The sequence below is a fragment of the Streptomyces sp. NPDC037288 genome (genome assembly GCF_055603265.1).
Map to the genome: position 1 here is coordinate 51,563 of NZ_JBVJVY010000003.1, position 20,655 is coordinate 72,217.

Annotated in this window: 13 protein-coding genes and 1 pseudogene; 9 read left to right on the plus strand and 5 right to left on the minus strand. The window is 71.4% G+C overall.

From position 1 onward, the window contains the following. Nucleotides 1–122: 122 nt before the first annotated feature. The gene (locus tag ACZ7GZ_RS04360; protein ID WP_471020853.1) at nt 123–2,339 is read right to left on the minus strand and encodes an MMPL family transporter; all 2,217 of its coding nucleotides are present in this window, start codon (nt 2,337–2,339) and stop codon (nt 123–125) included. A 159-nt stretch (nt 2,340–2,498) separates the two neighbouring features. Between ACZ7GZ_RS04360 and ACZ7GZ_RS04365 the strand changes: the two genes are divergently transcribed. The 4 genes from ACZ7GZ_RS04365 (at nt 2,499) to ACZ7GZ_RS04380 (ending at nt 6,866) form a co-directional block, all read left to right on the plus strand. Beyond that, nucleotides 2,499–3,155 carry a TetR/AcrR family transcriptional regulator gene (locus ACZ7GZ_RS04365; RefSeq protein WP_471020854.1) on the plus strand — a complete coding sequence of 219 codons (657 nt, stop codon included), beginning with the start codon at nt 2,499–2,501 and terminating at the stop codon, nt 3,153–3,155. A 110-nt stretch (nt 3,156–3,265) separates the two neighbouring features. Next, a complete protein-coding gene (locus tag ACZ7GZ_RS04370) occupies nt 3,266–4,216 on the plus strand; it encodes a PrsW family glutamic-type intramembrane protease (protein ID WP_471020855.1) in 951 nt (316 codons plus the stop codon). A gap of 75 nt (nt 4,217–4,291) precedes the next feature. Beyond that, nucleotides 4,292–4,531 (plus strand): heavy-metal-associated domain-containing protein, encoded by a 240-nt coding sequence (locus ACZ7GZ_RS04375; RefSeq protein ID WP_471020856.1) that lies wholly within the window; start codon nt 4,292–4,294, stop codon nt 4,529–4,531. An 82-nt stretch (nt 4,532–4,613) separates the two neighbouring features. Next, complete coding sequence (locus ACZ7GZ_RS04380; RefSeq protein ID WP_471020857.1) at nt 4,614–6,866, plus strand: heavy metal translocating P-type ATPase; 2,253 nt, start codon at nt 4,614–4,616, stop codon at nt 6,864–6,866. Between the two features lie 794 nt (nt 6,867–7,660). Here ACZ7GZ_RS04380 and ACZ7GZ_RS04385 read toward each other — a convergent pair. From ACZ7GZ_RS04385 to ACZ7GZ_RS04395, 3 genes are all read right to left on the minus strand, one after another. Beyond that, on the minus strand, nt 7,661–8,950 hold the full coding sequence (locus ACZ7GZ_RS04385; RefSeq protein ID WP_471020858.1) for a citrate synthase: 1,290 nt from the start codon (nt 8,948–8,950) through the stop codon (nt 7,661–7,663). Nucleotides 8,951–9,186: 236 nt separating this feature from the next. Beyond that, on the minus strand, nt 9,187–11,439 hold the full coding sequence (gene recD2, locus ACZ7GZ_RS04390) for an SF1B family DNA helicase RecD2 (protein WP_471020860.1): 2,253 nt from the start codon (nt 11,437–11,439) through the stop codon (nt 9,187–9,189). Nucleotides 11,440–11,487: 48 nt separating this feature from the next. After that, nucleotides 11,488–11,649, minus strand: a complete 162-nt coding sequence (locus tag ACZ7GZ_RS04395) for a hypothetical protein (RefSeq protein ID WP_471020861.1) — start codon at nt 11,647–11,649, stop codon at nt 11,488–11,490. 213 nt (nt 11,650–11,862) lie between these two features. Between ACZ7GZ_RS04395 and ACZ7GZ_RS04400 the strand changes: the two genes are divergently transcribed. The 4 genes from ACZ7GZ_RS04400 to ACZ7GZ_RS04415 all read left to right on the plus strand — a co-directional run bounded on the left by ACZ7GZ_RS04400 (nt 11,863) and on the right by ACZ7GZ_RS04415 (nt 18,199). Then, nucleotides 11,863–12,786 carry a serine hydrolase gene (locus tag ACZ7GZ_RS04400; RefSeq protein ID WP_471020862.1) on the plus strand — a complete coding sequence of 308 codons (924 nt, stop codon included), beginning with the start codon at nt 11,863–11,865 and terminating at the stop codon, nt 12,784–12,786. Between the two features lie 65 nt (nt 12,787–12,851). After that, nucleotides 12,852–13,898, plus strand: a complete 1,047-nt coding sequence (locus ACZ7GZ_RS04405) for an esterase-like activity of phytase family protein (RefSeq protein WP_471020864.1) — start codon at nt 12,852–12,854, stop codon at nt 13,896–13,898. Nucleotides 13,899–13,958: 60 nt separating this feature from the next. Beyond that, a complete protein-coding gene (locus tag ACZ7GZ_RS04410; protein WP_471020865.1) occupies nt 13,959–17,678 on the plus strand; it encodes an ABC transporter ATP-binding protein in 3,720 nt (1,239 codons plus the stop codon). A 125-nt stretch (nt 17,679–17,803) separates the two neighbouring features. Then, nucleotides 17,804–18,199, plus strand: a complete 396-nt coding sequence (locus ACZ7GZ_RS04415) for a hypothetical protein (RefSeq protein ID WP_471020866.1) — start codon at nt 17,804–17,806, stop codon at nt 18,197–18,199. A 12-nt stretch (nt 18,200–18,211) separates the two neighbouring features. Here ACZ7GZ_RS04415 and ACZ7GZ_RS04420 read toward each other — a convergent pair. Continuing rightward, nucleotides 18,212–18,543 (minus strand): annotated as a pseudogene (locus tag ACZ7GZ_RS04420) (3-phosphoshikimate 1-carboxyvinyltransferase); the annotation flags it as partial. Nucleotides 18,544–18,745: 202 nt separating this feature from the next. Between ACZ7GZ_RS04420 and ACZ7GZ_RS04425 the strand changes: the two are divergent. Then, nucleotides 18,746–20,599 carry a glycoside hydrolase family 3 protein gene (locus ACZ7GZ_RS04425; protein ID WP_471020868.1) on the plus strand — a complete coding sequence of 618 codons (1,854 nt, stop codon included), beginning with the start codon at nt 18,746–18,748 and terminating at the stop codon, nt 20,597–20,599. Nucleotides 20,600–20,655 lie beyond the last annotated feature (56 nt).

A 20,655-nucleotide genomic window follows, 5' to 3' on the forward strand; every position in this document is an offset into this window, starting at 1 on the left:
TGCCGGCCGCCCGCGGCGCAGGCCGGGCAGGTGCGGCGTGGACTCCGGGTCGTGCCCCCCCGTCCAGCCGCGCCAGTCGTTTCGGCGGAGGCCGGTGTCCGCGCACGGCGGTAGCCGCGTATTCAGTGCAGCCCCGCGCTCCTGTGGGGCGCGTCTTCGCCGCCCTCACTCAGACCGAACCGTTCATGGAGGCGCCGCAACGGCCCCGGCGCCCACCACGTGGCCCTGCCCGTCAACCGCATGATCGCCGGTACCAGCAAGCTCCGGACGACCATCGCGTCCATCAGCACGGCGAGCGCGATGCCCAGGCCGAGCATCTTCGTGTTGGTCACCCGGGACGTGCCGATCGCGACCATCACCACCGCGAGGATGACCGCCGCCGCGGTGATCAGTCCACCCGTGCGCTGCAGTCCGTGCCGTACCGCCGCGTCGTGGTCGCCCGTGCGGTCGTACTCCTCCTTGATGCGGGAGAGCAGGAACACGCCGTAGTCCATGGAGAGCCCGAAGGCCACGCAGAACATCAGCACCGGAAGGGTGGTCTCGATGGAACCGGAGCTGGTGAAGCCGAGGGCGCCGGACAGATGGCCGTCCTGGAAGACCCAGACCACGGCGCCGAACATCGCGGTCAGACTGAGCGCGTTGAGCACCACGGCCTGCACGGGTATCAGCACGCTTCCGGTGAGCAGGAAGACCAGCAGGAGGGTGACGACGGCGATGAACACGGCCGCCCAGGGCAGGCGCTGGGCTATCGCGTGCTTGGTGTCGACGAGGACGGCGGCCGTGCCGGTCACCTTGGTGTCGAAGGGGGTGTGCAGCGCGCGCAGATCGCCGACCAGGTGCTGGGCCGCCTCGTCCACGGCCTCTCCCTTCGGCTGCACCGTGAAGTAGGCGGAGTCTCCCCTGACCAGTGGCCCGTCGACACGGACCACCTCGGGCAGGGCGGCCACCTGCTGCTTGTACGCGGCGTACTGGGACTCGGTGGCCCTGCCCTCGGCAAGGACCTCCAGACCACCGCCGGGGCTGCCCGGGAAACCCTCCCGGATGTGCTCCTGCACCATGTGGGACTCGGCGGCCGAGGGCAGCTGGCGGTCGTCGGCGGTGCCGAACCTCACGCCCAGGAAGGGGAGTCCGAGGGTGACCAGCAGGACGGTGGTGCCGAGCGCGAAGAGCGGGGCGCGGCGCATCACCAGGCCGGCGGTCCGTGCCCAGGCCGCCCCCTCGGCGGGCTTCGGACCGCGGTGCCGGCGCAGCAGGCGGCGCAGGTCCAGGGAGTTGACCCGGTGGCCGAGCAGGACCAGTGCGGCCGGCAGCAGGACCAGGGCGGCGGCCGCGGCGAGCAGGACCACGGCGATGCCGGCGTAGGCGAAGGACCGCAGGAAGTATTGCGGGAAGACCATCATGGCGGCCAGGGACACCGCCACCGTGAGGGCGGAGAAGAGCACCGTGCGCCCGGCCGTGCGCAGGGTCGCGCCGACCGCGGTCAACGGGCCGGCGCCCGCGGACAGTTCCTCGCGGTAGCGGCGGACGATGAACAGGGCGTAGTCGATGGCCAGGCCGAGCCCGAGGGCCGTGGTGAGGTTCAGGGCGAAGACGGAGACGTCCGTGAAGGCCGTCAGTCCGCGCAGGACGGCGTTGGTGCCGAGGATGGCGACGATGCCGACGCCGAGCGGCAGCAGGGCGGCGACGGCGCTGCCGAAGACCATCACGAGCAGCACGAGGGTGATCGGCAGGGCGATCAGCTCGGCGCGGGTCAGGTCCTCCTTGATGATCGTCTGCATCTCGTGCCGGACGGCGACGATGCCGCCGAGTTTCACCCGGACCGGGCCGTGCGTGCCCCGGTAGTGGGGCGCGAGGCGGTCGAGCGTCCTGCCCATCGCGGTCTCGTCGCCGGTGATGCGGGCGGCGATCAGCGCCTCGTGGCCGTCCTTGGCGCGCAGGGCCGGTGACCTGCTCTGCCAGTAGGAGCCGACGCCGGTCACGCCTTTCTCGCCCGCCAGCCGGCCGGCCAGGTCGCGGGCCTCGGCGGCGACCGCCGGATCGTCGACCGAGGCGCGGCCCGAGTCGACCAGGAGCAGGAGATTCGGCTGGGAGTCGGGGAACTCGCGCTCCAGCGCCTTGGCCGCGTACGTCGACTCGGCGGCCGGGTCCTCCCAGCCTCCGCTGCTCAGACGGTCCGCGACGCCGCCGCCGGCCAGCACGGCGAGCGCGGTGAGCAGCAGGGCCACCAGCAGTGACAGGCGGGGGCGCGCGGTGACGAGGCGGGTGTAGCGGCCGGTCCGGGGCGGCGCCTCTTGCGGCGCCCCCTCCCGTGTCCGCGGTGGCGTGTTGACTTCGGTCATCTTGCGGTGTCCCCTTCACCACGACCGTGCCCGCACGGACAGGCGGCACGGAGGAGTCGTTGCCATAAACTGGCAAACACGAGAGATCGCTCGCGTTTCTCCAGAATGCGAGCGACCACTCGCGTTTGTCAATGACCTTTGGAGAGCTGGGGATCACGCGTGTCCGACACCTCGGAGAAGGAGCAGCCGCGGGAGAAGGAGCAGCCGCGCCGCCGGCAGGCCCGCGGGGAGCGCCGTATCGCCCAGCTGCTCGAAGCGGCCGCCCGGGTCTTCTGCACCACCGGCTACACCTCCGCCAGCACCAACGCCATCGCCCGCGAGGCCGGCGTCTCGCCGGGCACGCTCTACCAGTTCTTCCCGAACAAGGAGGCGATCGCGATCGAGCTGGGCGACCGGCTCGTCCACGAGATGCGGGCGGCCTACGGCGAGGCGCTGGGCCCCGTCGACCCGGCCACCCCGCTGGAGCAGGCCATCGGGTCCGCCGTCGACCGGTTCATCACCTTCAACACCGAGCACCCGGTCTTCTTCGCGCTGATGCACGGCCCCGACGTCCCGGGCCGGATGGCCGAGCAGCACGACCAGCTGCACACCACCGTGCTCGGCCGGATCGAGGGCCTGCTCGCCTCGCTCATGCCCGGCGCCGCCCCGGCCGACGTCACCCGCACGGCGCATGTCTGCCTCGGTGTCTACAAGGCCGGCCTGGAGCTGGTCCTCGCCCACGACGGCGCCGAGCGGGCGGCCTATGCCCAGGAGATCAAGGACGTCCTGATCCGCTATCTGGAACCACTGGTGGGTGACCGGCCCGGCCGCGGGTGACGCCGGAGGCGGCCCCGAGCGGTGACCCCGGCAATCACCCGGACTGCGACACCCGGCACATCTGCCTAGAGTGCGGATAAATCGCCCAGCAGCCGTCCGAGGGGACCCCCGTGAGCCACTCCCCGCCTCCCGGCACACCCAAGGCCCGCATACCCGGCCCGCAGCAGCCCCCACCGCCGTACCCCCGCATCCCCGCCGGCCTGTGGCGGCGCTGCCTCGGCGGCGGGTTCGCCGTGTGGGCACTGACGGCGTGGGTCACGTACGAGACGCGGAACGGCGCACTGCTGCCCACACTGATCCTGCTCGGCGGCTTTCTCGTACCGGTCGCCTTCGTGCTGTGGGCGTACGAGCGGCACGGCCGCGACCTGGGCGTCAGCGCGGTCCTCGGCTGCTTCCTGGCGGGCGGGGCCCTCGGTGCGCTCGGGGCCTCGCTGACGGGGTCGTATCTGCTGCGCCCCTCCCCCGGGATGTTCGTCGGGGCCGGCCTGATCGAGGAGGCGGCCAAGCTCGCGGCGCTGGCGTTCGTGCTGCGCCGGCAGCCGGGCATCCGCGGACTGCGCGCCGGACTGGTGCTCGGCGCGGCCGTCGGCTTCGGCTTCGCGGCCCTGGAGAGCGTCGGGTACGCCTTCACCGCGGCCGTCTCCGCCGAGGGCATCGAGCTGCGGGCACTGCTGGAGACGGAGTTCCTGCGCGGGGTGCTCGCCCCCTTCGGGCACGGGCTGTGGACCGCGATCGCCGGGGGTGCGCTGCTGTCCCGGCGCCGCCTGAACGGACACTTCCGGTTCGCCGCGCCGGTGATCGGCACCGGCCTGGGCGTCTCCCTGCTGCACGCCCTGTGGGACTCCACGCAAGGGATCGCGATCTGGATGGTCGCCCGGCTGACGGGCACCGGCATACAGGGGCGGCTGTTCACCCAGGGGTACCTCGTCCGGCCGAGCCCCGGGCAGGAGCACCTCTTCACGCTGTTCTCGGTCGGCGGACTGGCCCTGGTGGGCCTGGCGGGCATCGGGTGGGCGCGCTCGCTGGCTCGCCGGGACACTCCTTGGAGAAATACCCCCTAGGGGTATAGTGTGGAAAGCGTGGGGCTCCCACCGTGGACCCCACCGGCCCCACACGCCTCGACGAGGAGTAACGACATGACCGCCCACACCGACACCCCGGGCTCCGTCACCACCGTCTACAAGGTGACCGGCATGAGCTGTGGCCACTGCGAGGGCTCCGTCTCCGGTGAGATCTCCCAGATCCCCGGCGTCAGCTCGGTGAAGGCCGTCGCGTCGACCGGCGAGGTGACCGTCGTCTCCGCCGCCCCGCTGGACGACGAGGCCGTACGCGCCGCCGTGGACGAGGCCGGCTTCGAGCTGGCCGGCAAGGCCTGAACACCACCCCTTCCCCGACCGGGCCGTGCCGACCAGCTCATACTGGATCCGTACGGTCCGGTCCGATGTCTGGAGTCCGGACATGACCAGCACCACCGCAGAGACAGCCATAGCAACGGGTACGACCTCCGAGGTCGAGCTGCTCATCGGCGGGATGACCTGCGCCTCCTGCGCCGCCCGGGTGGAGAGGAAGCTCAACCGGATGGAGGGCGTCAGCGCCACCGTCAACTTCGCCACCGAGAAGGCGAGGATCGCCTTCGGCGGGGGCGTCCAGGTGGCCGACCTGATCGCCACCGTGGAGAAGACGGGGTACACCGCCGAGGAGCCCGCGCCGCCCGAGCCCGAACCCGAGACGGCACCGGAAACCCCCGGGCAGGACCCCGGACTCGGCGCCCTGCGCCACCGCCTGCTCGTCTCCGCGCTGCTCGCCGCGCCCGTGGCCCTGCTCGCGATGGTCCCGGCGCTGCAGTTCGACAACTGGCAGTGGCTGTCGCTGACCCTCGCCGCGCCCGTCGTCGTCTGGGGCGGCGCGCCCTTCCACCGGGCCGCCTGGACCAACGCCCGGCACGGCGCCGCCACCATGGACACCCTGGTCTCGGTGGGCACGCTGGCCGCGTTCGGCTGGTCGCTGTGGGCCCTGTTCTTCGGTGACGCGGGCATGCCCGGCATGCACGACGAGTTCCGCTTCACCGTCTCGAGGATGGACGGCACCTCCACCATCTACCTGGAAGTCGCCTCCGGAGTCGTCGCGCTGATCCTGCTCGGCCGCTATCTGGAGGCCCGCTCCAAGCGGCGCGCCGGGGCGGCCCTGAAGGCGCTGATGGAGCTGGGCGCCAAGGACGTGGCGGTGCTGCGGGACGGCGGTGAGGTGCGGGTTCCGGTGGCGGATCTGGCCGTGGGCGACCGGTTCGTCGTACGGCCCGGCGAGAAGATCGCCACCGACGGCACGGTGGTCGAGGGCGTCTCCGCCGTCGACGCGTCCATGCTGACCGGCGAGTCGGTGCCGGTGGACGTGGGGCCCGGCGACCGGGTCACCGGCGCCACGGTCAACGCGGGCGGCCGGCTGGTCGTCGAGGCCACCCGGGTCGGCGCCGACACCCAGCTCGCCCGGATGGCGAAGCTGGTGGAGAACGCGCAGAACGGCAAGGCGGAGGTGCAGCGGCTCGCCGACCGGATCTCGGCGGTGTTCGTCCCGGTCGTCATCCTCATCGCGCTCGGCACCTTCGGCGTCTGGCTGGGCGTCACCGGTGACACGGTCGCCGCGTTCACCGCCGCCGTCGCCGTCCTGATCATCGCCTGCCCCTGCGCGCTGGGGCTCGCCACGCCGACCGCGCTGATGGTCGGCACCGGCCGCGGCGCCCAGCTCGGCATCCTCATCAAGGGTCCCGAGGTCCTGGAGTCCACGCGCCGCGTCGACACGGTCGTCCTCGACAAGACCGGCACCGTCACCACCGGCCGGATGACCCTCCAGGCGGTGTACGTCGCGGGCGGCGAGGACGAGAAGGAGCTGCTGCGGCTCGCGGGTGCCCTGGAACACGCCTCCGAGCACCCCGTCGCCCGCGCGATCGCCGCGGGCGCCGAGGAGCGGGCCGGAAGGCTGCCCGAGGTCGAGCACTTCGAGAACGTCCCCGGGCGGGGCGTACGCGGGCGCGTTGACGGCCGTGAGGTGGCCGTGGGGCGCCTGTACGACGAGCTGCCCCAGGAGCTGGCCGGCGCGGCACGCGAGGCCGAGCAGGAGGGCCGTACGGCCGTCGTGGCCGGCTGGGACGGGCGGGCCCGCGGGGTCCTCGCCGTCGCGGACGCGGTCAAGGAGACCAGCGCCGAGGCGGTGCGGGAACTGCGCACGCTGGGTCTGCGGCCGGTGCTGCTCACCGGGGACAACCGCACGGTCGCCGAGGCGGTCGCACGCACCGTCGGCATCGACGCCGGGGACGTGTTCGCCGAGGTGCTGCCCGAGGACAAGGTGGACGTCGTACGGCGGCTGCAGCACGAGGGGCGGGCCGTGGCCATGGTCGGCGACGGCGTCAACGACGCGGCCGCACTCGCCACCGCCGACCTGGGCCTCGCCATGGGCACCGGCACGGACGCGGCGATCGAGGCCGGCGATCTGACGCTGGTGCGCGGGGACCTGCGGGTGGCCGCCGACGCCATCCGGCTGTCCCGGCGGACGCTGGCCACGATCAAGGGCAACCTGGTGTGGGCCTTCGGCTACAACGTGGCCGCGCTGCCGCTGGCCGCCGCCGGACTGCTCAACCCGATGATCGCCGGCGCGGCCATGGCCTTCTCGTCGGTCTTCGTGGTCACCAACAGTCTGCGGCTGCGCCGGTTCCGCTGAAGTACCTCGGGGTTACCGGCGGTTCACCGCCAGCCGAAGCACGAGACCCTCTAGAGTCCTGCGCGAGCCTCACATAAGCTCTTCACAAGGCTCGCGCATCATCCTTACGCTTGAGCCTCGATCGCCGTATCGGGGCTCTTGCGCACCTAAAGGACATATGCAAGAGACGCAGATCACAGTGATGCGAACGTAACCATCGAAGGGGTTCGAAGGTCTAAGTTGGCGATGTCGGTTCGGCGTCTTGGGGGGCGCCGGTCGGCATCTGGGGATGTCTTGGGGGACTTCCTCAGAGATGCGTTGCCGGGGCACGCACACCGGGGAGCTTTGAGCGGCCCTCCCAGCGTGCGTTGTCCCGGCAGATCGCACCGCATCACCGGGGCAGGACGAGTTTTGCTCATTCTGCCCACAGACAGCGATTCAGGCGCTGTCCTCTCCGAGCGCCCGGCCGGATCCCGTGGGGGGAATCCGCACCGGGACATGGGAAGGCGCCCTGATCGTCGGCCCGTGGGGGGACCGGCGTCAGGGCGCCTTCCGCTTTTCCGCTCGTCGCTGCGACGTCTCTCCGCGGCCTTTCCTCGAGAGCCCGTCAGGCGCCCGGAGGGCTCACCGCCCCCAGGCGCCCGGAAGCAGGGCACACCACCCAAGCGGCGGCGCCACCGGCAGGTGTCAGCGCCACTGAACCGGCACGAAGTCGCGCTCGACCACGCCCGTGACCGGGCCACCCCGGGAGCAACCCCCGGGACCAACGGCCACCCAGAGGGACACCGCCCAGGCGGCGCCCCCACCGGCAGGTGTCAGCGCTCCTCGACCGGCACGAAGTCGCGCTCGACGACACCCGTGTAGATCTGGCGCGGGCGGCCGATGCGCGAACCCGGCTCCTTGATCATCTCGGTCCACTGGGCGATCCAGCCCGGCAGGCGGCCGAGGGCGAACAGGACCGTGAACATCTCGGTCGGGAAGCCCATGGCCCGGTAGATCAGACCGGTGTAGAAGTCGACGTTCGGGTACAGCTTGCGCTCGACGAAGTAGTCGTCCGACAGCGCGTGCTCCTCCAGCTTCAGGGCGATGTCGAGGAGCTCGTCCTCCTTGCCCAGCGCGGAGAGCACATCGTGCGCGGCGGCCTTGATGATCTTGGCACGCGGGTCGAAGTTCTTGTAGACCCGGTGGCCGAAGCCCATCAGGCGGACGCCGTCCTCCTTGTTCTTCACCTTGCGGATGAAGGTGTCGACGTCGGAGCCGGAGTCGCGGATGCCCTCGAGCATCTCCAGCACGGACTGGTTGGCACCGCCGTGCAGCGGACCCCACAGCGCGCTGATGCCGGCCGAGATCGACGCGAACATGTTGGCCTGCGAGGAACCGACCAGGCGGACCGTCGAGGTCGAACAGTTCTGCTCGTGGTCGGCGTGCAGGATCAGCAGCTTGTCCAGCGCCGCGACGACGACCGGGTCCAGCTCGAACTCCTGCGCCGGGACCGAGAAGGTCATACGCAGGAAGTTCTCGACGTAGCCCAGGTCGTTGCGCGGGTAGACGAACGGGTGGCCGATCGACTTCTTGTACGCGTACGCCGCGATCGTCGGCAGCTTCGCGAGCAGCCGGATCGTGGAGAGGTCACGCTGCTTCTCGTCGAACGGGTTGTGGCTGTCCTGGTAGAAGGTGGACAGCGCCGAGACGACCGAGGACAGCATGGCCATCGGGTGGGCGTCGCGCGGGAAGCCCTTGTAGAAGTTCTTGACGTCCTCGTGCAGCAGGGTGTGCCGCGTGATGTCGTTCTTGAACGTCGTCAGCTCGTCGACGGTGGGCAGCTCGCCGTTGATCAGCAGATACGCCACCTCGAGGAAGGTGGAGCGCTCGGCCAGCTGCTCGATGGGGTAGCCGCGGTAGCGGAGGATGCCCGCCTCGCCGTCGAGGTAGGTGACCGCGGATTTATAGGCGGCCGTGTTGCCGTAACCGCTGTCCAGAGTCACCAGACCGGTCTGGCCGCGGAGCTTCCCGATCTCGAAGCCCTTGTCACCGACGGTGCTGTCGACCACCGGGTAGGTGTACTCGTCGTCGCCGTACCGCAGTACTACAGAGTTGTCGCTCACGTCTTCCCTCACCGACGTAGTGCCTCATCTTCGAGGTGCCCTGACTGTCTCTACCATCCCCCATTTGGCTCAGGAGAGTGCACTCGGGGTCGACCATTGGGCCTATCGGCGGCACTCAGTGCCGCCAACCTGCTCATCCTGCCCCCTCCGAACGGCATCTGGAAGTGCTCTGTGACCTTCACGACTCATTTGATCGATCATTTTTTGTGATGCCGTCCGCCAGGCGTACGAGCCGGTTACGCCAGCCTGAAGTCGAGGGCCGTGCACCGCCGTCCGGCCGACACCGTGCGCACCGCCTGTCCGATCGCCTTGCGCGAACCGACGAGGACGACCAGCCGCTTGGCCCGGGTGACCGCCGTGTAGAGCAGGTTCCGCTGGAGCATCATCCATGCTCCGGTCGTGACGGGAATCACCACGGCGGGGTATTCACTCCCCTGCGACCGATGGATGGTCACCGCGTACGCATGCGCCAGTTCATCCAGTTCGTCGAATTCGTACGGAACCTCCTCATCCTCGTCCGTCAGCACCGTCAGGCGCTGGTCGACCGGGTCGAGCGAGGTGACGACGCCGACGGTGCCGTTGAAGACACCGTTCTTCCCTTTCTCGTAATTGTTGCGAATCTGGGTGACCTTGTCGCCGACACGGAACACCCGGCCTCCGAACCGCTTCTCCGGCACGTCGGGCCGCCCGGGCGTGACGGCCTGCTGCAGCAGGCCGTTGAGCACACCGGCCCCGGCCGGCCCCCGGTGCATGGGCGCGAGCACCTGCACGTCCCGGCGCGGATCCAGCCCGAACCTGGCCGGAATCCGCCGCGCGGCCACGTCCACGGTGAGCCGCCCGGCCTCCTCGGTGTCGTCCTCGACGAAGAGGAAGAAGTCCTTCATCCCGTCGGTGAGCGGATGCTGCCCGGCGTTGATCCGGTGCGCGTTGGTGACGACGCCGGACTGCTGGGCCTGCCGGAAGACCCGGGTGAGCCGGACGGCGGGGAGGGGGCTGCCGTCGGCGAGCAGATCCCGGAGCACCTCACCGGCGCCGACGCTGGGCAGCTGGTCCACGTCTCCGACGAAGAGCAGATGAGCACCGGGGGGCACGGCCTTGACGAGCTTGTTGGCGAGGAGGAGGTCCAGCATGGAGGCCTCGTCCACGACGACGAGGTCGGCGTCGAGCGGCCGGTCCCGGTCGTACGCCGCATCCCCTCCCGGCTTCAGCTCCAGCAACCGGTGCACGGTGGAGGCCTCGGCTCCGGTCAGCTCGGCCAGCCGCTTGGCGGCACGCCCGGTCGGGGCGGCCAGCAGCACCTTGGCCTGCTTGGCCCGGGCCAGCTCCACGATCGAGCGGACGGTGAAGGACTTGCCGCAGCCCGGCCCGCCGGTGAGCACGGCGACCTTCTCGCTGAGCGCGAGCTTGACGGCGGCCTCCTGCTCGGGTGCGAGGTCGGCGCCGGTACGGCCCTTCAGCCAGCCGAGGGCCTTGTCCCAGTCCACGTCCCGGAAGGCGGGCATCCGGTCCTGGTCGGTCCGCAGGAGGCGCAGCAGCTGGGCGGAGAGGGACAGCTCGGCGCGGTGGAAGGGGACGAGGTAGACGGCGGTGACGGGCTCGCCGGCGTCACCGTCCGGTCCGGGCACCTTCTCCCGTACGACACCGGGGTCGGCGCCGTCCTCTGCGGGTTCGGCCAGCTCGGCGAGGCACTCGATGACGAGCCCGGTGTCGACGGCGAGCAGCTTCACCGCGTCCGAGATCAGCCGCTCCTCGGGAAGGAAGCAGTGACCCTGGTCGGCGGACTGGGACAAGGCGTACTGCAGCCCGGCCTTCACCCGCTCCGGGCTGTCGTGCGGGATACCGACGGACTGGGCGATCCTGTCGGCGGTGAGGAAGCCGATGCCCCAGACGTCGGCGGCCAGGCGGTACGGCTGTTCCTTCACGACCCGGATCGACGCGTCCCCGTACTTCTTGTAGATCCGCACGGCGATGGACGTGGACACCTCGACGGTCTGGAGGAAGAGCATGACCTCCTTGATCGCCTTCTGCTCCTCCCAGGCGTCGGCGATCTTCTTGGTCCGCTTGGGGCCGAGGCCGGGCACCTCGATGAGGCGCTTGGGCTCCTCCTCGATGATCCGGAGCGTGTCCAGGGCGAAGTGCTGCGTGATCCGGTCGGCGAAGACCGGCCCGATCCCCTTGACCAGCCCGGATCCCAGGTAGCGCCGGATGCCCTGGACGGTGGCGGGCAGGACGGTCGTGTAGTTCTCGACATGGAACTGCTTGCCGTACTGCGGGTGCGATCCCCAGCGGCCCTCCATCCGCAGGGACTCCCCGACCTGGGCACCGAGCAGCGCGCCGACGACCGTGAGGAGATCGCCGCCGCCTCTTCCGGTGTCGACCCGGGCGACCGTGTAGCCGTTCTCCTCGTTGGCGTACGTGATCCGCTCCAGCACGCCTTCGAGCACAGCGAGCCGCCGCTCACCGCTCTGGGTCCCCGCCTGTTGAGCCATGACTCCGACAGTACCGGTGGGGTCTGACACGGAGCCCTGGACAGCAGGTCAGGTCACGTCCGACGGGTTCAGGCGGTACAGGGCGGACCGGTCGGCCGAGGAGGGCGGGGACGAGGGCGACTTCGAGGTCGAGGTGATCGCGAGCAGCGCCGGCAGGGACCAGCGGGGTGCCCGGTCCGCCGGCCCGGCCGGGGCGGGGCGTTCAGCCACACGTCCGGTATCGACTGGAACGCGTCGCGAACGGCCGTCGCGCTTACCTCTGTTGACCTTCCCTTTGTTCCCGCGTGAACGAATCACTGCCACCCGTCGGCCACTTGGAACTCCCGCCCTGGGAACATGCGTACAACTTCCGGCCGCCGCGACGAGTCAACCCAGAAGGCGCCGGTGTTGCGCCCACAACGACGTTCCCAGGGGGACCCTTCCATGACCCACCGCATGACCCGACGCGCCAGAGTGCTGGCGGCAGCCCTCGGCGCCGGCGTGCTCATACCCACCGTGGCCGCCGCCACCCCGGCCGCGGCGGCCCCGCCCACCGTCAGCTGTACCTCCGCCAAGGCGGGCCTCGCCGCCAAGCTGCAGAAGGACATCACGGCCGCTCTCGCGAACCGCAAGGGCACGGTTGCCGTCGGCCTGTACGACCGCAGCACCAGCACCACCTGCACCCTGCGCGCGACCAGCTCCTACGACTCGGCCAGCACCGTCAAGGTCACCGTGCTCGCCACGCTGCTGTGGGACGCCAAGAAGCACAACCGCTACCTGACCGACCGTGAGACGTCGCTCGCCAAGGCCATGATCACCCAGTCGGACAACGACGCGACGACCGCGCTGTGGAAGCAGCTGGGCATGACGAAGATCAAGGGCTTCCTGGCCGCCGCCGGGATGACCCGGACCGTGCCGGGCGCGGACGGCTACTGGGGCCTGACCCAGGAGAACGTCACGGACGAGCAGAAGCTGCTCAAGCTCATCACCGCCAGGAACAGCGTGCTGAGCGACAACGCCCGCGCCTACATCCTGAAGCTGATGGGCCAGGTCGTCTCCGACCAGCGCTGGGGCACCCCGGCCGGCGCTCCGTCCACGGTCTCCGTGCACGTCAAGAACGGCTGGCTGCAGCGCGCGACGCACGGCTGGCGGGTGCACAGCCTCGGCACCTTCAACGGCGCCGGCCACGACTACATGATCTCGGTGCTGACGCAGGACAACAGCACCATGGACTACGGCGTCAGCACCATCCAGAGCGTCGCCAGGGCCATCCACAGGGACATCGTGCCGGCCACGCCCGGCACGGCCGTCTACACCCCGACCAGCGAGCCCAGCGAGGCGTTCGTCGCGGTGCCGCCGCAGGGCTGACGCCGCGCGAGGTGGTTCACGGGGCGGACTCCCGCCGGACACCCGCCCGCCCTACGGTGACCGGCATGCGCCTGAGAACCGTACTCGCCGTCCTCACCGCCGGCCTGGCGGCGGCCAGCTCCCTGACCGCCGCCGGGCCCGCGACCGCCGCCAACTCCGCGAACGGCAATGCCTGTTCGCCGGCCGTCTCCCTCGACCGCTTCTCCGACGCGCTCGACAAGACGACGTACGACGGCACGTTCGTCGGCAACTTCTCCGCCCTCGCGGTGGACCGGGACGGCTCGCTCGCGGCCCTGGAGGACCGCTCGTCCCTGTTCACCCTGGACCCGACGACCCTTCAGCCGAAGGCGGCCGTCCACCTCGCCGACGAGAAGGGTGCCGACCTCGATTCCGAGGGCCTGGTCGTCGACAGGGACGGCACCCGGCTGATCACCTCCGAGACCGAGCCGTCCGTCCGCCGCTACTCCGTCGACGGCGGGATCCTCGACCGGCTCCCGGTCCCGTCCCCCCTCCTGGCCGCCCCGGCCGGCCGCGCCACGGCCAACCAGACCTTCGAGGGCCTGACCCTGCTGCCCGGCGGTCGCACCCTGCTGGCCTCCATGGAGGACGCGATCTCGGGTGACGCCACCGGGATCGTCCGCTTCCAGACCTGGACCCGCCACCACGGCCGTTTCCGCCTCGCCGCCCAGTACGCCTACCGCACCGACGCCGGCCTCGGCGTCCCCGAGGTCCAGGCCACCCCCGACGGCCGCCTCCTCGTCCTGGAGCGCGGCTTCACCGCCGGCGTCGGCAACACCGTCCGCCTCTACCTGGCCGACCTCCGCCGGGCGACCGACACCAGCGGCGTCGAGAACCTGACCGGTCAGTCTTCCGTCCGCCCGATCGGGAAGACCCTGCTGACGGACATCGCCGACTGCCCGAGCCTCGGCGCCGCGGCCAGACAGCCCCAGCCCAATCCCCTGCTGGACAACATCGAGGGCATGACGATCACGGGGCGTGACCGCACCGGCCGTCTGAAGGTCCTGCTGGTGAGCGACGACAACCAGAATCCGGCCCAGACGACGCGGTTCTTCTTCCTGAGGGTGCGGGTGCCGTTTGTTGCGGAGGGATGAAATCCGCATCCGCCGGCGTTGGTGCCTTCCGGTAGAGCAGGACAACAGGAGGGCACCGGCGTGGCAGCGCAACGGGGATGGGCACGACGTCTGGCGGCATACGCCTGGCGGTATCCGAAGGACGTCGTCCTCGCCCTCGCATCGTCGCTCGCCGGCATGGCGGTCATGGCCGTGGTCCCGCTGATCACCAAGGTGATCATCGACGATGTCATCGGGAACCACACCCGCTCCATGGGCCCCTGGGCCGGCGCTCTCATAGCCGCCGCCCTGCTCGTCTACGTCCTCACCTACATCCGCCGCTACTACGGCGGCCGGCTCGCCCTCGACGTCCAGCACGACCTGCGGACCGAGATGTACGGCACGATCACCCGCCTCGACGGCCGGCGCCAGGACGAGCTGTCGACGGGGCAGGTGGTCGGCCGGGCCACCAGCGACCTGCAGCTGATCCAGGGCCTGCTCTTCATGCTCCCGATGACCCTCGGGAACGTCCTGCTCTTCCTGATCTCCCTGGTGATCATGGCGTGGCTGTCGCTGCCGCTGACCGTGGTCGCCCTGGCCGTGGCACCGGCCCTGTACGCGATCGCCAAGCGCAGCCGCAGCAAGCTCCACCCCGCCACCTGGTACGCCCAGGCCCAGGCCGCCGCCGTCGCGGGAGTGGTCGACGGCGCCGTCAGCGGCGTACGCGTGGTGAAGGGCTTCGGGCAGGAGGAGCAGGAGACCGGGAAACTCCGGGAGGTCGGCCGCCGGCTCTTCGCCGGGCGGCTGCGCACCATCCGGCTGAACAGCAGGTACACCCCCGCCCTGCAGGCCGTCCCCGCCCTCGGCCAGGTCGCCATGCTGGCCCTCGGCGGCTGGCTGGCCGTGCGCGGGCACATCACGCTCGGCACGTTCGTCGCCTTCTCCAGCTATCTCGCCCAGCTGGTCGGCCCGGTACGCATGCTCGCGGTGGTCCTCACCGTCGGCCAGCAGGCCCGGGCCGGCACCGAGCGCGTCCTGGAGCTGATCGACACCGAGCCGACGATGCGGGACGGCACGAAGACGCTGCCGGCCGACGCGCCCGCGACCGTCGAGTTCGACGACGTGTCCTTCGGGTACGACGGCGGGTCCAAGGTCCTGGGCGGGCTGAGCTTCGAGATCCGGCCGGGCGAGACCCTGGCCGTCGTCGGCTCCTCCGGCTCCGGCAAGTCCACCCTCTCCCTGCTGCTCCCCCGCTTCTACGACGTCACCCACGGCGCCGTCCTGATCGGCGGCCACGACGTGCGCGAGCTGACCCTGGACTCGCTGCGGGCGGCGATCGGGCTGGTGCCGGAGGACTCCTTCCTCTTCTCCGACACCGTCCGCGCCAACATCGCCTACGGCCGCCCGGACGCCACACAGGAGGAGATCGAGGCCGCCGCCCGCGCCGCCCAGGTGGATCGTTTCATCGCCGAGCTGCCCGAGGGCTACGACACCAAGGTCGGCGAGCAGGGCCTGACCCTGTCCGGCGGCCAGCGCCAGCGCGTCGCACTCGCCCGCGCCCTGCTCACCGACCCGCGCCTGCTGGTCCTGGACGACGCCACCTCGGCCGTGGACGCCCGCGTCGAGCACGAGATCCACGAGGCGCTGAAGCACGTCATGCAGGACCGTACGACCCTGCTCATCGCGCACCGCCGCTCCACCCTCAACCTCGCCGACCGCATCGCCGTGCTCGACGGCGGCCGGCTCGCCGACCTCGGCACCCACGAGGAACTCCAGCAGCGGTCCGCGCTGTACCGGCGGCTGCTCACCGACCCGGACGAGCTGGGCGGGGTCTCGCCGGGCCACGCCGAGCCCGCCCTGCCGGACGAGGACACCTCCGTCCGCGAGGAGCTGGACGCCGAGTTCGACGCCGAGCGGGGCGTGACCCCCCGGCTGTGGACCGGCGACCGGGAGCCCAAGGACCAGGCGCTGTCCGGCACCCCGGCCACCCCGGAACTCCTCGCCCAGGTCGAGGCGCTGCCGCCGGCCACCGACACCCCGGACGTCGACGAGGCCCGGGCGGTCCGCCGCGAGAACTCCTACGGCCTGCGCCGCCTGCTGCGCGGTTTCGGCGGGCCCCTCCTGCTCAGCCTGCTGCTGGTCGCCGTGGACGCGGGCGCGGGCCTGCTGCTGCCGGTGCTGATCCGGCACGGCATCGACTCCGGTGTGACGAAGGCGGCCCTCGGCGCGGTCTGGGCGGCCTCGCTGGTCGCGCTGGTGACCGTGCTGGTGCAGTGGGCCGCGCAGATCGGCGAGACCCGGATGACCGGCCGTACCGGCGAGCGGGTGCTGTACACGCTACGGCTGAAGATCTTCGCGCAGCTCCAGCGGCTCGGGCTCGACTACTACGAGCGCGAGCTGACCGGCCGGATCATGACGCGGATGACGACGGACGTCGACGCCCTGTCGACCTTCCTGCAGACCGGCCTGGTCACGGCCTTCGTCTCGGTCGTCACCTTCTTCGGCATCATGGCCGCCCTGCTGGTGATCGACCCCCAGCTCGCCCTCGTGGTCTTCGCGACGCTGCCCCCGCTGATCGTCGCGACCTTCTTCTTCCGCCGGGCGAGCGTGAAGGCGTACGAACTGGCCCGGGAACGCGTGTCGTCGGTCAACGCCGACCTGCAGGAGTCGGTGGCCGGGCTGCGGATCGTGCAGGCCTTCCGGCGCGAGCGGGACAGCCGGCGGCGGTTCACCGAGCGCAGCGACAGCTACCGGAGCGCCCGCATCCGCGGCCAGCGGCTGATATCGGTCTACTTCCCGTTCGTGCAGCTGCTGTCGTCGGTCGCGGCGGCGAGTGTGCTGATCGCGGGCGCACACCGGATCGAGGCGGCCACGCTGACGACCGGCGCCCTGGTCGCGTACCTGCTCTACATCGACCTGTTCTTCGCCCCGGTCCAGCAGCTCTCCCAGGTCTTCGACGGCTACCAGCAGGCCACGGTGTCCCTGGGCCGCATCCAGGAGCTGCTGCGCGAGCCGACGTCCACGAAGTCGGCGGACGAGCCCCTGGAGGTCCTCTCCCTGCGGGGCGACATCGCCTTCGAGGACGTGCACTTCGCGTACGGGGGCGAGGAAGAGGCGCTGACCGGCATCGGCCTGACGATCCCCGCCGGGCAGACCGTGGCCTTCGTCGGCGAGACCGGTGCCGGCAAGTCGACCCTCGTCAAGCTGGTCGCGCGCTTCTACGACCCCACCGCGGGGCGGGTCACGGTCGACGGCACGGATCTGCGCGCCCTGGACCTGACCTCGTACCGGCACCGCCTCGGGGTCGTCCCGCAGGAGGCCTACCTCTTCCCGGGCACGGTCCGGGACGCCATCGCCTACGGCCGTCCCGACGCCACCGACGCCGAGGTGGAGGCTGCGGCGCGGGCGGTCGGCGCGCACGACATGATCGCCACGCTGGACGGCGGTTATCTGCACGAGGTCGCCGAGCGCGGCCGTAACCTCTCGGCCGGCCAGCGCCAGCTGATCGCGCTCGCCCGCGCCGAGCTGGTCGACCCCGACATCCTGCTGCTGGACGAGGCCACGGCCGCCCTGGACCTGGCCACCGAGGCCCAGGTCACCCAGGCCACCGACCGCCTGGCGGGCCGCCGTACGACGCTGGTGGTCGCCCACCGGCTGACCACGGCGGCCCGCGCGGACCGGGTGGTCGTGATGGACCACGGCCGGGTCGCGGAGGACGGCACCCACGACGAGCTCCTCGCCCGCGACGGCCGGTACGCCGAACTGTGGCGCACCTTCATCGGCCGCCCCGAGCCCGAGGAGCCGGTCACCGCGTCCCGCTGAGGACGTTTCCGAGGACCCCGTCGACGCGTGCCGCTGACGGCCGTGCAACCATCCGACATACGTCGCGCGTCCGTACATCAGTACGGCATCCGCGGGTGCGCGACCGCATGCGGGGGAGGACGACAGTGGACAGTGGTGGGATACGTCGGCGCCTGGCGCTCGGCGCGGCTGTGCTGGCCGCGACCGGAGTGCTCGGTCTCGTGACATCGGGCACCGCCGAGGCGGGCACGGCCGGCGGGTGCGCCGGGCGGGAGGTACGGACCCTGCCGTTCAGCAGCGGGGTCACGCACGTCTACAAGCGCGACGGCTACATCTGCGCCGTCACCATGGCCCGGCACCCCGGCCCTACGCAGACGATGTCGGTGAGCGTCCAGGCACGCGGCGGCCGGGCGGTCGTCGACCAGGGCAGCTACCGGCACCACGCGGGCCCGGTGACGGTGCACGCCGGCCGTCGCTGTGTGTGGATCAGGGGCTCGGTGGGGCCGCACGGGTCGACCAGCTCGGGCTGGATCCTGTGCTGACGGACGGCCCGGTCACCGCGCTTCCCGCAGCCGCGCGAACGTCTCGTGGAACTGCGGGAACGTCTTGCGGACGCAGCCCGGGTCGTCGTAGGTGAGACGGGTGTGCCGGGCCGGATCCCGATCCGGCCGGGGCCGGTCGTCACGCCCACGCCGAGCCGCCGCAGGTCGTCCGCGCATGCCTTGAGCCGGTCGCACTCCCTCACCCGGGTGTGGGCCACGTCCTCGATGCGGGCCGGGCCGGAGGCGAACGGCGCGATCGCGGCCGGCGTCGGCATGGTGTCGGAGATGCCCCGCATGTTCACGGTGAGCCCGCGCACAGGGACTGGAACGGGCACCGTTCGCGCTCGTCCCACCGGCCGCGCACGGCGGCCCACCCTCTGCGCCGCGGCACGGCCGACGGTGCGCCGCCCCGACGCGCCCCCTCCCCTGCGCCGGTGACGGCCCCTTCTGCGGTTACTGTGCATTCCCTTGACGGAAAGAAACTTCCTGGATATTGGTGACTCCTCGGAAGTTTCCTTCAGCGGTTCTCCTCTGGAAGGAGCGCACGTGCCCGACACCAGCACGGGAAGCGACACCAGCACGGGAAGCACGGGAAACACCGCACGGCCCTCCAGACGCGCCGTCCTCGCCGCCACCGCGGGCCTCACCGCCGCGCTGACCGTACCGACGACCGCCCGCGCCGCCGCACCCGGTGACGACCGCCGGCTGCACGCCCTGATCTCCCGGATGACGCTGCGGGAGAAGGTCGGCCAGCTCTTCGTGATGCGGGTCTACGGCCACTCCGCCACCACCCCCGACCAGGCCGACATCGACGCCAACCTCAAGGAGATCGGCGTCCGCACGGCCGCCGAGCTGATCGCGAAGTACCGCGTCGGCGGGATCATCTACTTCACCTGGGCGCACAACACCCGCGACCCGCACCAGATCGCGGACCTCTCCGCCGGTATCCAGCAGGCCTGCCTGGACCAGCCGCGCGGCCTGCCGGTGCTCATCGCCACCGACCAGGAGCACGGCGCGGTCTGCCGGGTCGGCAAGCCCGCCACCCTCTTCCCCGGCGCCATGGCCGTCGGCGCCGGCGGCTCCCGCTCCGACGCGCACACCCTCGGCCGGATCTCCGGCGCCGAGCTGCGCGCGATGGGCATCAACCAGGACTACTCCCCGGACGCCGACGTCAACGTCAACCCGGCCAACCCGGTCATCGGCGTACGGTCGTTCGGCGCCGACCCGGACGCGGTCGCCGCGCTGGTGGCCGCCGAGGTGAGGGGCTATCAGGAATCCCGGGTCGCGGCCACCGCCAAGCACTTCCCGGGCCACGGCGACACCGCCGTCGACAGCCACACCGGCTTCCCCGTCATCACCCACAGCCGGGACCTGTGGGAGAAGCTGGACGCCGTACCGTTCCGGGAGGCGATCGCCGCCGGCATCGACTCCGTCATGACCGCGCACATCCAGTTCCCGGCCCTCGACGACTCCGGCGACCCGGCCACCCTCTCGCACCCGATCCTCACCGGCATCCTGCGCGGCGAACTCGGCTACGACGGGGTCGTGATCACCGACTCCCTCGGCATGGAGGGTGTGCGCACCAAGTACGGCGACGACCGGGTGCCGGTGCTCGCGCTCAAGGCCGGCGTCGACCAGCTGCTCAACCCGCCGTTCCTGGACGTGGCCTGGAACGCCGTACTGAAGGCCGTCCAGGACGGTGAGCTGACCGAGTCCCGGCTGGACGAATCGATCCTGCGCATCCTGCGCCTGAAGGCCCGGCTCGGCCTCCTCGACGACCCGTACCCCGACCGGACCCGCATCGAGCGCACGGTGGGCACCAAGGCGCACCTGGCCGCCGCCGACCGGATCGCCGAGCGGACCACCACCCTGCTGGTCAACGAGGGCCGCACCCTCCCCCTCGCCCCCCGCACCGCGCCCCGCCTCCTCGTCGTCGGCGCGGACCCGGCCTCCCCCTCCGGCACCACCGGCCCGCCCACCGCCGTGCTGGCGGACGCCCTCACCGAGCTGGGCTTCACCGCCACGGCCCTGGCCACCGGCACCTCGCCCTCCGCCGCGGCCATCGCCCGGGCGGTCGCGGCCGCGCAGGACGCGGACGCGGTGATCGTGGCGACGTACAACGTGACGGCAGGCAGTGCCCAGCAGACGCTGGTGGACCAGCTGCTGGCCACCGGCAGCCCCCTGGTGGCCCTCGCCGTCCGCAACCCCTACGACGTGGCCCAGCTCCCCGCCGTGCGGGCCTGCCTGGCGTCCTACGGCTGGACAGACGTCGAAGTCCGCGCCGCCGCCCGCGTGATCGCCGGACGCGTGGCGCCGCGCGGCAGGCTGCCGGTGCCGGTGCAGCGGGCCGACGACCCCACGCAGGTGCTGTACCCGATCGGGCACGGGCTGACGTACTAGCCGTACGCCACACACCGGGCGCAATACCCCCAATGGGCGGAAACCCTCCCGCATGT